Here is a 12,692-nt window from a genome sequence, read left to right on the forward strand (position 1 = left end):
GTCGGCTGCTGACACCCAGGGGATGGGGGCGGGGCCTTCGGATGTGACATGGCGCGACTGTGGCGCGCGTCATAGGTAACCGGTTATAGTGGTTACATGAATGCTGCGCCCTCGGGGCTGACCCTGCGGTCCACCACCGGTGCCGCCTACCGGTTCGACCCCGGAGCCCTGTGCCTGGAGCTGCTGACGACCGGCGGCCCCGGGCCCTACCAGCGGTACGAGGTCCTGCACGGGCCCGCCGACGTGACCGCCTGGGCGGAACGTTCCCGGCTGACCCCGACCCCCGAGCTGGCCGTCTCCGCGGCGGAGGTCGCGGCGGTACGGATGCTGCGCGACGCGCTGTTCCGCGTGGTCATCGCCCATACGCGCGGCGAACCGCACCCGCCCGGTGACCTGGCGGTCGTCAACGAGGCCGCCGCGCGCCCCGCCCTGGCGCCCGCCGTCGCCCCGGACGGCAGCCGCCGGTGGGCCGGCACCCCCGACGGGACGGCGCTGGCCGCCACCGTCGCGCGCGACGCCGTCGAGCTGCTGACGGGCACCCACGCGCACCGCATCCGCACCTGCGCCGCCGAGGACTGCCACCTCATCTACGTGGACACCTCACGCCCCGGCCGCCGCCGCTGGTGCTCGATGGAGCACTGCGGCAACCGTCACAAGGTCAGGGCGCTGCGCGCCCGCCACTCCGAGGAAGGATGACCGATGCCCACCGGACTCACCAGGGACGCGGGCTGGCAGATCGGCGTGTCCCGTACGCTGCCCCACCCCCCGTCCGTCGTCTGGGACTTCGTCAGCGGCGCCGAAGGACTCGCCCTCTGGCTCGGCTCGGACGCGGCGCTGACCCCGGAGCGCGGCGCGCCGTACCGGACGGCGGCGGGGGTGACCGGCGAAGTGCGCGGGTACCGCCCGGCGGACCGCATCCGCGTCACCCACGGCACCACCACCCTCCAGGTGGCCATGACCCCGGCCGCCGGCGGTGCCCGCACGATGCTCCGCTTCCACCAGGAGCACCTGGCGAGCGCGGAGGACCGCGAGCGCGGGCGGACCCACTGGCAGCAGGTGATGGACGAGGTGGAAGCCGCCTTGGACCGGCCGTAGGACGCCCGCCGCGCGACCTGGCGCGGGCGGGACACGGCACGCCGTTCTTCGTCTACGGCCGCGTCCGGTGGCCGTCACCGGACGCGGCCGGTCGCCCGCTCCTCGATGCGCGGCAGGACCCCCATCCGCTCCGAGATCTCCACGGCGGGCCGGAACAGATCGACCGCGTGGCCGTCGGCCCTGCGCGGCGCCGGGGCGCGCTCCACGACGGTGACCTCGAAGCCGTACCGGGTGAGCCGGTGGGCGAGCACCGGACCGGCGATCCCGGCCCCGGAGACGAGAATCCGCACGACGTCCTCCGCTCAGCCGCGCAGCGCGGCGAAGTCCAGCAGGGGCGCGGCGACCCGGGGCGGGTCCTCCAGGATCGGCGAATGTCCGAGACCCGGCAGCAGATCCACCCGGGCGCCCGGCACCGCGCGGTAGTCGGCGGCGGACGAGGAGCGCCAGCGGCGGTCGTCCTCGCCGAAGAGCACCAGCAGCGGCTTCCCGAGCACCGCCAGCCGCTCCGGCAGGGCCCGCTCCGCCATGTACGCGCGGGTGGCCTGCATGGTGGCCGTGAAGGAGTGCGGTGTCATGGCGCGGACCTCGTCCAGCAGTGCGTCCGGCACCCGGTAGCCGGGCCGGCTGAAGCCCGTGCTCGCGAGCTGCCGGATCTGTTCGTCGCTCGGCGGCCACTGGGTGGGACCGGCTGCGCCGGAGCCGGTGGCGATGAACGCGCCCAGGTCCGGGCCGGTGTTGACCAGCACCAGCGCGGACACCTGCCCGGGGCGCTCCTCGGCGAGGGCCGTCGCGGTCACCCCGCCGCTGGAATGCCCCACCACCACGGCGCGCCCGGCACCGATCCGGTCCAGCACCTCGCCGACCCGCCGGGCCTGGTCGGGGATGGCGTAACGGTCCCCGTCCGGCTTGTCCGAGCCGCCGTGCCCGAGCAGGTCGACGCGCACGACGCGGTGCGTCCCGGGTGCCGTCAGCAGGGGCACCAGCGCGTCCCACGAGCGCGCCGAGGACGCCGAACCGTGGATCAGCAGAAGCGCGGGGGCCTCGCGCGGCCCGTCCTGGCACACATGGATGGTGTCGCCGTCGTCCAGCGTGAGGAGCGACGACCCGGTGGTCCTCGAAGTAGTCATGGCTCCACTGTCGCGACCGGCCCCGCCCGCGTATTGAACGAATGTTCCGGCCGCTTGGAGGAGTGTTCCGGCCGGTCCTCGTAGCATGGAAGGGTGCACACGTTCATGCACGGTACGACTGTGTGGGACGTCGCCCGTCCGCAGCGGCCCAGCCGGGTGGCCGGGGTGTCCATGGCCGGGTTCGGCGTGCGTGACCTGGACGCCTTGCGCATGGTGCCGCACCCGGCGGTCACGCTGCTCCTCGAATTCGGCGCCGGCACGCCCGTCCTCGACGGCGGCGCCGGTGAGCGGCAGCGCGGATGCCTCGTCGCCGGACCCGGGCTCGGTTCCGGGGGAGCGGTGCGGGTGCGCGGGCAGGACGTGCAGTGCGTGCAGGTGCGGCTGTCCCCGGTGATCGCCCGTGCGGTCCTCGGTGTGCCGCCGGCCGAGCTGGACGGCGCCGTCGTCCCGCTGGACGCCCTGTGGGGCCGTGAGGCGTCGCGGATTCGCGAACAGCTCGCCGGAGCCCCGTCCTGGCCGGCCCGCTTCGCGCTCGCGGAGGCCCTGGTCAGCCGCCGGTACGCGGCCGGCTCGCCGGTGGACCCGGAGGTGGCCAGGGCCTGGCGGCGGCTCACCGACGGGCACGGCCGGCCCCGGGTCGAGGAGCTCGCCGCCGATGTCGGCTGGAGCCGCAAGCGGCTGTGGTCCCGCTTCCGCTCCCAGCTCGGCCTGCCGCCCAAGCGCGCGGCGACCCTGCTCCGCTTCGACCACGCCGCGCACCGCCTGGTCGCGGGCGAGGGCCCGGCCCGGGTGGCCGCCGACACCGGGTACGCCGACCAGTCCCACCTGCACCGCGACGTCATGGCGTTCACCGGCGCCACCCCGGCGGCACTGTCCGCCGAACCGTTCCTCGCCGTGGACGACATCGCCTGGCCGGGGCGCTGAGGGGGCGCGCTGACGCCCGGTCAGGAGTACCGGACCCACGAAACGGGGAGTTTATTTCCGTTTCTTCGTCAGGAGCCAACGTGCGTGGCCGGGCGAATGGCCGCATGGTGCCACGGTGCCGCTCCGCAGGGTTCGACGAGGGCTGCCGGAGCGTCCCTACGACGTGAACTGCCCCGGCTTCCGGCCCGTTCCACCCGGGCCCCGGTACGCCTGGGCGATGCCCAGCCACTCCTCGGCCCTGGCCCCCTCGGCCTTTATCGCCAGGTCGGCGTGGTGGCGGCGGCGGGAAACCAGCAGCGCGAAGTCGGCGGCCGGCCCGGTGACCCGGTCGACGGCGTCCTCCGGTCCGAAGGTCCACGTGGTGCCGCCGGACGGGGCCGTCAACTCGAAGCGGAACTCCTCACGCGGCGGGACCATTCCATGCGCCTGGTATCCGAAGTCCCTTGTGTGCACACCGAACCAGGCCAGGTGTCCCACCCGGTCCGTGTACTCCCGGCGTACCCCCAGCGCGTCGGCGATGTCCTGGCCGTGCGCGAAGACCTCCATCAGCCCGGCCGCGCCGAGCACGGTCGGCGGCAGGGGGTTGACCAGCCACGGCACGGTGCTCTGCTGGTCGGCTTCGGCAAGTCCGGCCACGGACGCGGCCAGCTCCTCACGCCAACGCGCCCTCGCCGCCTGGGGACCGGCCGCGAGGAACTGCGCGAGCGCCGCGTCCACCGCCGCCTGGAAACCGTTCTTGGCCTGCGCCGCGTACTCCGCGAAGCGCTGCGGATCGCGTGCGGAAGTGGCGGCGAGATGGCAGACGAAGGCGAGGTGGGCGACCTGGTGGGCCACGGTCCAGCCCGGGGCGGGCGTGGGCAACTGCCACTGTTCTTCGCTGAGACCGTCGAGGAGCGCGTCGATCTCCTCGCCCTCGGCCACCAGATCCGAATACACATCAAGTGATTTCGTCATATGCGGTCCTTTCGGGAAGGCGGTTCCCTGAGCACGCCGGTCGATGCGGCGACACGAGTCTGTTGCCGAACCCGACGCTGCGTCTTCTCGTCCGTTGCCCGGTGCGGACCACCTGCGGGTCGGTGCGCAAGCCGACCGGCAGTCACGAAGATGCGCGCCCTACCCCACCCACCCAAAATCGACCACGCCGCACGAATCCAAGCGCACGGACACAGACCGCAAAGCGGCATTCGCCGCGTCCGAGGGAGTCCGCCATGCCAGACCCGGAACGCCCGCAGTCCAGAAACGCAGTTCTCGAGGCCTACGCCGACACGATCATCCCCGGCGAGAAGCGCCATCCGGACGACCGGGCGGTGGCCGGGGTGAGCCGGGGCGGCGGGGCGGTGGCGTCAGGCGCGATCGCCGTCCTCGAAACGCCCGAGGGCGGGATGGCCCCGGCGCTCGACGACCTGGCCCGCATGCTCGACGAGCACGCCGCCCGGTACCGCACCGAGCGCGGACTGACCCCCGACGAGCACGAGCCCTTCGTCGGCCTGGGCTACGACGACAGGCTGGCGCTGGTGGGTGAACTGCTCGCGCCCGAACACCCGGAGCACGCCATGTGGGCCGGACTGGCGATGTTCGCCTTCATGGCCTTCGACACGGGCGCCCACATGCACACCGCGGACGCCATCGCGGCCGGGCACCCGGGCCTCGCCACCCTCGGATTCGCGCCGCCCGGCGAGGACGGGCTGTGGCGGTTCCCCGCCTACTCCTACGGCCGGCAACTCGCCGACGTACACCCCGACACCGACCCCACTGGGAGCCCCGTGTGAACGCCACCGAATCCACGGACGTCCTGATCGTCGGCAGCGGCTTCGGCGGCTCGATCACCGCGTACCACCTCGCCGCCGGCGGCGCGAAGGTGACGGTACTGGAGCGCGGGCCCTGGCTGAACGCCGAGGAGTTCGACCACGACTTCAAGTTCGGCTCCTCCACCACCCGGGTGTTCGACTTCGTGGTCGGCGACGGGATGAGCGTGCTCGGCGGCAACTGCGTGGGCGGCGGCAGCGTCGTCTACTTCGCCACCATGCCGCGCGCGCCGCGCTTCGTCTTCGAGCGGCACGGGTCGATCGGCCGGCGGATGTGGCCGGCCGCTATCGACCGCGACAAGCTCGAACCCTGGTACGACCGGGTGGCCGAGGCCCTGCCCGTCACCCCCACGTCGTGGGACGAGGTCCCCTACATCGGCGGGGTCTTCGCCGCCGCGTGCAAGGCCGCCGGGCACACCGCGAACCCGTCACCGTCCGCCGTGGACACGAGCCTGTGCACCAACTGCAACTGGATGATGTCCGGCTGCCGGTTCGACGCCAAGCGGTCCCTGCTCCTCAACTACTTGCCCGCCGCCCTGTCGCACGGTGCCGAGATCAGGCCGCTGCACGAGGTGCAGAAGATCACCAAGCTGGACACCGGCGGCTACCGGGTGCACTACAACACGATCCACGAGGTGGACTACCGGCAGCAGACCGGCTCCGGCACCATCGACGCCAAGGTGGTGATCCTCGCGGCCGGCACGGCGGCCACTCCCGTCATCCTGCAGCGTTCGGAGGCCGAGCTCGGCCCCATGCCGCATGCGGTCGGCCGCTACTTCTCCGGCAACGGTGAACGGCTCAACACCGCGGTGCTGGAGGACGACAAGGTCAGGGAACTGCTCGGGCTCTCCCGCGACGAGGCGAACGCGTACGGCGCCTATCAGATCGGCCGCGGACCGGTCGTGGCGTCCTGGGACCGCCTCGACGGGGAGCTGCCGGAGTACGAGCGGTTCTCCCTGGAGCAGCTGTACTTCCCGCCGGGCTTCGGCACCATCCTGGCCCAGGTGCCGGACGCGAAGGGCCCGACCTGGTACGGGCCGGAGAAGAAGGAGATGCTGCGCAAGTGGCGCTCCTGGCTGACGGTCTTCACCATGTCGGAGGACGACAACGAGGGGGTGTTCGGCCCGCCGCCGCCGACCGGGAACTCGGAGCGGCTCTCGCAGCAGCTGCTCGGCTTCGGCAGCCTGCGCTACCGGCCCACCGAGAACACGCTGCGCGGATGGGAGATCTCGGACGCGGCGGTCCGGCAGATCCTGGAGCACAACGGGCTGGCCCGGGTCATGCCGTGGACCAACGACGTCATCGGGGCGTACACGGTGCACCCGCTCTCCTCGTGCCGCATCGGCGACGACCCGGAGACCTCCGCGCTCGATGACCGGCACGAGCTGCGGGGGCACCCGGGCATCTTCGTCACGGACGGATCGGCCGTACCGGGGGCGCTCACGGTGAACCCGGCCTTCACGATCGCGGCACTCGCCGAGCGGGCGGTGCCCGGGATCGTGCACGCGCTGCGCGAACGCGGTGTCGAGGTCCGCTACGGGGCGCCCGCACCGGACGGCGGCGGAGCGGCCCGGCGCGGTACGGCGGCCGCCGCCCGCTCGGTCCTCGGGTGACCGGGGTGGCCCCGGTCACCGCGCGCGCCATGCGCGGACTCGCGCTCGCCCAGATCCGCTTCGTCACCCCGGTGCGGCCCGGCGCGGCGGACGGGCCGACCGCCCGGGTGTACCGGCAGATGGAGCGGGAGTTCGGCGTGCTGGCGCCGCCGGTGGCGCTGCACTCTCCCGCCCCCGAGGTGATGACCGCCGCGTGGCTGATGCTCAGGGAGACCCTGATCGCCCCGGGTACGGTCGACCGCGCGGTGCGGGAGGCGGTGGCCGCGGCCGTCTCGACGGCGAACACCTGCCCGTACTGCGTGTCCGTGCACGGTGCCACGCTGCGCGGCCTCGCCGGAGGGCAGGCCGCCGGGGCCATCGCCGCGGGCCGGGTCGCGGAGGTGGCCGAGGAACGGCTGCGCGAGGCCGCGCACTGGGCCACGGCGACCGCCCTGCGCCCCCGGGCGGGCGAGGCCCCGCACGTGCCGTTCACCGCGGCGGAGGCCCCCGAGTACATCGGTGTGGCGGTGGTCTTCCACTACCTCAACCGGATGGTGAACGCCTTCCTGGAAGACGCGCCGATGCCGGCGAGCGCGCCGCGGGCCGGGCTCGGCATGGTGCAGCGGGTGCTCAGCCACGTGATTCGCGGCGCGAGCCGGAGGACCGGCGGGGCCGGCGCCTCACTCGGTCTGCTGCCGCAGGAGCCCGAGCCGGCCGATCTCCTCTGGGCCCGGGCCAATCCGCACATCGCGCAGGCATTCGCCCGGGCGGCCGGCGCGGTGGACCGGGCGGCGCGGCAGGTGGTGGCTCCGGGCGTCATGGACGTGCTCGACCGGGAGCTCAAGGTCTGGGACGGGGCGCCCCGCGGGCTCGGCCGAGGCTGGGTGGAAGCCCCGCTGGCGGAGCTGGCGCCGGCCGACCGCCCGGCGGGCCGGCTCGCCCTGCTCGTCGCCTTCGCCTCGTACCAGATCGACGCCGCCGTCATCGAGGCGTACCGGAAGGACCGGCCGGACGACGCCGATCTGGTGGTGCTGGCCTCCTGGGCGGCGCTCTCGGCGGCCCGCCGGATCGGGAGCTGGATGCCGGCGGCCCCCGCCGCGAACGGCGGGCCCGGAACGGGATGAGGGCTGCCGGCTCACGCTGAGTCTCCCCGGTCGCCGGAGCGGCGGGTGCGGTCCGACCGTGCCCGCCGCACAGCTGTTTCCGAGCAGGGTCCGCCCGTGCGGATGCGGGCGCCGGTCGTCCGGTCAGGCATGGTTCCCCTTCTCCACGGCCGCACGGCGGGTCGGATACGGACACAGCTTTGGGCAAGGCTGCGTCGGCGGCAAGGGGGCCGCATCTCGCGGCGTGCCCTACCAAAGGACACCGCCACAACGGCAAGTAGCCGAAGTAGCACGATTCGTTGCGAGACGTGATCCGGTTCTTCTAGCTTCGCCCGGTCGGAACGGTGGCGTGGAGACCGGAGTCGCGAGGAGAGAGATCGTTATGCACTCCATGCAGTGGATGGCGGTCGGCGCGCCCGCTCGGACCACCGGACCCGGCCGACTGGTGTCAGCCACCCGTATTGCAGATGTCAGCGGGGGCGTCTGGCAGATCGATTCGCTCGGGAACTGGAGGAATCCGTGAAGGGAATCGCTGCACGAATGAGGGACCAACCGCCTTACTTCACCCAGTCCGTATACGTGAAAGACCTCGTGGTCGCGGATTCCCCGCGACTCGACGGGGTCGACGAAGCTCATGCGCGGCGCCTGGCCGATGTCTACCCCTCGCTTCCGCCGATTCTGGTGCACAGCCCTTCCATGAGGGTGATTGACGGAATACATCGCGTCAGGGCGGCGGTCCTGCTGGGAAGGGAAACGGTCGATACCCAGTTCTTCGACGGCTCCGAGGCCGAGGCATTCATCCAGTCGGTCGCCCGGAATATCGCCGACGGCCTGCTGCTGTCGCCGGCCGACCGCAGCGCTGCCGTCCAGCGCATCCTCACCAGCTTCCCCGCCATGTCCGACCTGAGCGTCGCCGTCTACACCGGTCTTGACGCCCGGGCCGTGTCCGAGGTGCGCCGGCGGGCGGCGGCCGGCTCGTCGGAGCCGGACCGTGCAGGCCACCGGGACCGGCTGTCCGTGCCGGACGTCGCCGCGTGCGGACAGGCCGCCGACCTCGTGTCCCGCACTTCCGGAGGACCGCTGAAAGCCGGTGCGCAGCCGGCGGGGACGCTGTCACCGGGCGCCTCGCGGAACGCGGGGGAGTGCCCGGGTACGGGAGACGAGGAGCAGGGCCCCCTTGCCCAGTCGCGCATGGCCGCGCCGCGGGTGTCCCCGGTCCGCGGTGCCCAGGTGTGCGGTGCCCGGCCCGTGATGCCGCGCACGGCCCGGGACCGTCTGCGGATTCTGAGCAACAACCCGTCCCTCAGGAACTCGCAGTCCGGGCGGGATTTCCTCCGCTGGCTCCACGGTCACTTCATCACCGATGAGGCGTGGAAGGAAATCGCCGATGCCATTCCTCCGCACTGCACGGAGACCGTGGCGGAAATCGCGCTGAAGTGCGCGGATGCCTGGCGGCGCTTCGCTGACGAGCTTTCGGACAGGGCAAGGATGCAGTCGTTTCCTGCCGGCCGTTCCCGTGCTTGAATCCTTCGAAGGGGTGCCCTATGACTACTGCTTCCATGGAGATGGCAATCCTCCAGGTCATCAACTATATGCACGAACGTCTTGACCAGGACTTGACCACCGACGACCTGGCGAGGACGGCACGATTCAGCAAGTTTCACTTCTCCCGGATGTTCAGGGAGGTGACGGGTGTCTCTCCCGGGCGCTTTCTGTCCGCGCTCCGCATCCAGGAGGCGAAGCGCCTTCTGGTCGGCACCGGCCGCAGCGTGGCGGATATCAGCGCCCAGGTCGGGTACAGCAGTGTGGGCACATTCAGTTCACGATTCAAAGAATGTGTCGGCCTGTCACCGAGCAGATTTCGGGAACTGGACGGGGACTTCAGGAGCGTGAGCCCCCAGCCGGCACGGTCGAGCGCTTCCGGCACGGCTCCGTCCTTCTCCGTGCACGGTCGCATCGTGCTCCCCGGGGACCGGCCCCTCGGGCAGGTGTTCGTCGGGCTCTTCCCGGGCCCCATCCCGCAGGGGAGTCCCGTGCAGTGCACCATCATGGACGGGCCCGGCCCGTTCGAACTGCACGACGTCGAGCCGGGGACCTGGTACCTGATGGCCGCCTCCGTGCCCTACGGAAGTCCGTCGGTCCTGGCCGGACGCGGACGCGGGGGCCCGCAGGACCTGTCCGTCGGACGGTACGGACCCATATCGGTCCGGCCGGGCGTCCTGCTGATGCCCGCCGACGTCGTACTGCGCCCGGCGAGCCCGTTGGACCCGCCGGTGCTGATCGCCGTACCCGGGAGCAGTACGGAGGCCATGTCCGGTGCGGTGCGCCGCCGTCACGCGCCGGCCGGGATCGGCGGGCGGATGGCACGGGCCTCGGCGGCCGCCCTGTGACCGCGTCGCCCCGCCGTAACGCCCGGTCCGTATTTTATTGTCCGCCATATGCCCTTGGCACGTGATGGGGCGCCTTGCCACAGTACGTCAGCGTTCTGCCCTCGCGAAGGTTCACCCCCCACTGGAGGCCTCGTGCAAGACGCCGTGCACCGTGCGATCGAGACGATCTGGAGCCATTACACCGAGCCGGTGTCGCTGTCCGACCTCGCCGACGCGGCGATCCTGAGCCGGTTCTACTTCTCCCGTGTGTTCCGTCAGGTGACCGGTACCTCCCCGGGGCGGTTTCTCTCCGCGATCCGGCTGCACCAGGCCAAGGCGATGCTGCGGGACAGCGAGCTGGGCGTCACGGACATCTCGTACAGAGTGGGCTACAACAGCCCGGGCAGCTTCACCTCCCGGTTCACCCGCAGCGTCGGGCTGGCGCCGACGCGCTACCGGGCCCGCGCGCGGCTCCAGGACTTCGGCCCGCTCCCGCAGGTGCCGACGCCCGATCCGCGCCGCGGCACCGTCGTCGGGACCGTGCACAGGTCGGGAGTGGTCCCGCTGCGCAATGTGTACGTCGGTGCCTTCGCCAGCCCCATCGCGGAGGGGATGCCGGTGTCCTGGGACGTGCTCGGGCCCCAGCGGCCGAGGTTCCAGTTGCACGGCCTTCCCGAAGGGACCTGGTACATCCGGGTGGCCGGTCTGGACGGCACGGCCCCGGAAGACGGTGCGGAGCGCCGCATGCTCATAGGTACCTGCCCTTCGATCACCGTCCGGTCGGGGAGGGTCGTCGAGCTCGACATCACCCTGCGCCACAGCGGCATCTTCGACCTGCCGGTGCTCTTCGCGCTGCCGGAGTTCGACTGCCGCAACCTGGCCCTCGTGGCCGGCGCCTGCTGACCGCGTCCAGGAGCGAGAAGGGAGGGTACCGCCGGGGCCGGGTCGTACCGCGCCGATGAGTTCCGGCCCGGGGGCAGGTCGGACCGTCCATGGAAACCGTGGTGTTCTCGCTCCGTTCCCTTCCGCCCGGGTCCGGGCCGGTCCTGGCCGGTCGCCTGGCCGCGTTGCTCACGGCCCGCCCCGGCGCCGCGGTCGTCGCCTGTGACGTGTCCGCCCTCGACCGGCCGTGTGCGGCGGATCTCGACCACCTCGCCCGGCTGGGGCTGGCCGCTCGGCGGGGCGGCCGGGATTTCGTCCTCCGGGGCGTGGGGGACCGGTTGCGGTTACTGCTCGTACTCACGGGGTTCGCCGAGGTGCTCGACGGCGGAGGGGCGGCCGGCTGACGCGGTCCGGGGCGTCAGCCACCGGCCACCCACTGCGCGTGGAAGCCGTGCGGGACGCGCACCGGCAGCCTCACGACGGCGACCGGTGCCCCGGTGAAGTGCGCGGTGTCGATGACGACGAGGTCGCTGGAGCCGGAGGCGGTGTCGAAGACGACGCTGAGGAGATAGCCGTCCCCCTCCGGGGCGTCGGCGGCGCGCGGTACGAAGACCGCTTCGCCGCCTTCGCGTCCCGGGCCGAAGTGGTGCCTGTCGACGCGGCCCGTCACGAGGTCGTGGCGCAGCAGCGCGGGGCCGGCGAGCGCGGCACCCTGGCCCGGGCGCAGCCCCACCGTGAAGGCGTAGCGGTACGGGGAGCCGGTGTACCGGTCGTCGATCCGGGGGAACTCCTGGGTCTCGCCGGACAGCTGGGCCTCGGTCACGGTGCCGCCGGCCCGGTCCACGGTCCAGCGCCACAGGGTGGGCGACGACTCGCTGGGGTGCAGGGGATCGTGGTCGAACGCGCGCTCGTGGCGGATCACGTCGATGACGATGTGGCGGTCACGGCTGTACGCGTTGACGGGATGGAAGACGAAGCACGGGGCGATGCTCATCCACCGCACGTCGGCGTCCTTCCCGTCCCGGGGGAGTACGCCGAGGCGAGCTTCGTGGCTGTCGTTCCAGGTGTAGGGGACGCGTGAACCCCCGGCCGCCGCGCGGGCGTTGTAGGTGACCGGCAGGTCGTAGATGATCGCTTCGCGGTCCGTCAGCGAGAAGGCGTGCATCATCGGGGTGCCCTTCACCGTGATGTTCTCGCGCCGGCGCACCCGCCCCGACGCGTCCAGCGTCAGGTGGTCGACACCGGGGCGGCCCGGCTCGTAGGTCACCGCGTGCATCTCCTGAGTGAGCGGGTCCACGACGGGGTGGGCGCTGAAGCCACCGGGCAGGGTGCCGTCGAAGTCGACCCGGTCGAGCGTTTCGAGCCGGTCACCGAGCCGCGTCGGTAACGCTCCGCCGTCGCCGAGCGCGAGCGTGTGCCCGGCGTGCCGGACGACGGCGCAGTTGGTGTTGTCCGACAGGCGGCGCGGGCCGGGCGCGGGGAGTTCCCCGAGGGCACGTGCCACCCGGTCCGTGCGCACCCAGCGGTTGCGGTACCACTCGGCACGGCCCTCGCGCAGCCGCAGGCCGTGCACCATCGCGTCGCCGGCGAAGGAATGGTCGACGGCCGGGTCGTGGCCGTCCAGCGCGTTGGGGCCGATCCGCAGGAAGGTGCCGTCGAGCTCGGCGGGCAGCTGTCCGCTCACCGCCGGGAAGGGCAGGGTCACCTCTTCGCGAACCGGCTGGTAGCCGAGGCTCAGCAGATGTGACGTGCTGTTCTGGTGATGAGTGGGCATTGCTGTCCATCCTCACGAATC

At 72.4% G+C, this 12,692-nt stretch carries 13 protein-coding genes and 1 pseudogene; 10 read left to right on the forward strand and 4 right to left on the reverse strand.

Annotation, left to right across the window (positions count from 1 at the left end; all coding sequences use genetic code 11):
• Positions 1-96 precede the first annotated feature (96 nt).
• Positions 97-696, forward strand: a complete 600-nt coding sequence (locus tag ACFUJY_RS32445) for a CGNR zinc finger domain-containing protein (RefSeq protein WP_383306280.1) — start codon at positions 97-99, stop codon at positions 694-696.
• 3 nt (positions 697-699) lie between these two features.
• Positions 700-1,095, forward strand: coding sequence for an SRPBCC domain-containing protein (locus ACFUJY_RS32450; RefSeq protein ID WP_383306282.1), 396 nt, complete (start codon positions 700-702; stop codon positions 1,093-1,095).
• A gap of 77 nt (positions 1,096-1,172) precedes the next feature.
• Here ACFUJY_RS32450 and ACFUJY_RS32455 read toward each other — a convergent pair.
• Both ACFUJY_RS32455 and ACFUJY_RS32460 read right to left on the reverse strand, forming a co-directional pair.
• Positions 1,173-1,385 (reverse strand): annotated as a pseudogene (locus ACFUJY_RS32455) (FAD-dependent oxidoreductase); the annotation flags it as partial.
• 12 nt (positions 1,386-1,397) lie between these two features.
• Positions 1,398-2,222, reverse strand: coding sequence for an alpha/beta fold hydrolase (locus tag ACFUJY_RS32460; RefSeq protein WP_383306284.1), 825 nt, complete (start codon positions 2,220-2,222; stop codon positions 1,398-1,400).
• 93 nt (positions 2,223-2,315) lie between these two features.
• On the opposite strand from ACFUJY_RS32460, the gene ACFUJY_RS32465 reads away from it, so the two are divergent.
• Positions 2,316-3,146, forward strand: coding sequence for a helix-turn-helix domain-containing protein (locus tag ACFUJY_RS32465; protein ID WP_383306286.1), 831 nt, complete (start codon positions 2,316-2,318; stop codon positions 3,144-3,146).
• A gap of 156 nt (positions 3,147-3,302) precedes the next feature.
• Here the strand turns inward: ACFUJY_RS32465 and ACFUJY_RS32470 are convergent, their stop codons facing one another.
• Entirely contained in the window at positions 3,303-4,100 is a 798-nt protein-coding gene (locus ACFUJY_RS32470) for a TIGR03084 family metal-binding protein (RefSeq protein WP_383306288.1), read from the reverse strand.
• A gap of 254 nt (positions 4,101-4,354) precedes the next feature.
• Between ACFUJY_RS32470 and ACFUJY_RS32475 the strand changes: the two genes are divergently transcribed.
• The 7 genes from ACFUJY_RS32475 (at position 4,355) to ACFUJY_RS32505 (ending at position 11,301) form a co-directional block, all read left to right on the forward strand.
• On the forward strand, positions 4,355-4,915 hold the full coding sequence (locus tag ACFUJY_RS32475; RefSeq protein ID WP_383306290.1) for a DUF5987 family protein: 561 nt from the start codon (positions 4,355-4,357) through the stop codon (positions 4,913-4,915).
• Positions 4,912-6,564, forward strand: coding sequence for an FAD-dependent oxidoreductase (locus ACFUJY_RS32480; RefSeq protein WP_383306292.1), 1,653 nt, complete (start codon positions 4,912-4,914; stop codon positions 6,562-6,564). The genes ACFUJY_RS32475 and ACFUJY_RS32480 overlap by 4 nt, the downstream gene beginning before the upstream one ends.
• Entirely contained in the window at positions 6,561-7,667 is a 1,107-nt protein-coding gene (locus ACFUJY_RS32485; RefSeq protein ID WP_383306294.1) for a carboxymuconolactone decarboxylase family protein, read from the forward strand. Before ACFUJY_RS32480 ends, ACFUJY_RS32485 begins: the two co-directional genes overlap by 4 nt.
• Before the next feature lie 498 nt (positions 7,668-8,165).
• Positions 8,166-9,170 (forward strand): hypothetical protein, encoded by a 1,005-nt coding sequence (locus ACFUJY_RS32490; RefSeq protein WP_383306296.1) that lies wholly within the window; start codon positions 8,166-8,168, stop codon positions 9,168-9,170.
• Positions 9,171-9,190: 20 nt separating this feature from the next.
• Positions 9,191-10,036, forward strand: a complete 846-nt coding sequence (locus tag ACFUJY_RS32495; RefSeq protein ID WP_383306298.1) for a helix-turn-helix domain-containing protein — start codon at positions 9,191-9,193, stop codon at positions 10,034-10,036.
• Between the two features lie 132 nt (positions 10,037-10,168).
• The gene (locus tag ACFUJY_RS32500) at positions 10,169-10,918 is read left to right on the forward strand and encodes a helix-turn-helix transcriptional regulator (protein WP_383306300.1); all 750 of its coding nucleotides are present in this window, start codon (positions 10,169-10,171) and stop codon (positions 10,916-10,918) included.
• Positions 10,919-11,007: 89 nt separating this feature from the next.
• Positions 11,008-11,301, forward strand: coding sequence for a hypothetical protein (locus ACFUJY_RS32505; protein WP_383306302.1), 294 nt, complete (start codon positions 11,008-11,010; stop codon positions 11,299-11,301).
• Between the two features lie 14 nt (positions 11,302-11,315).
• Here ACFUJY_RS32505 and ACFUJY_RS32510 read toward each other — a convergent pair whose 3' ends face one another.
• A complete protein-coding gene (locus ACFUJY_RS32510) occupies positions 11,316-12,671 on the reverse strand; it encodes a carotenoid oxygenase family protein (protein ID WP_383306304.1) in 1,356 nt (451 codons plus the stop codon).
• Positions 12,672-12,692 lie beyond the last annotated feature (21 nt).

It is taken from the genome of Streptomyces sp. NPDC057249 (assembly GCF_042669245.1).
Lineage (GTDB): Bacteria > Actinomycetota > Actinomycetes > Streptomycetales > Streptomycetaceae > Streptomyces.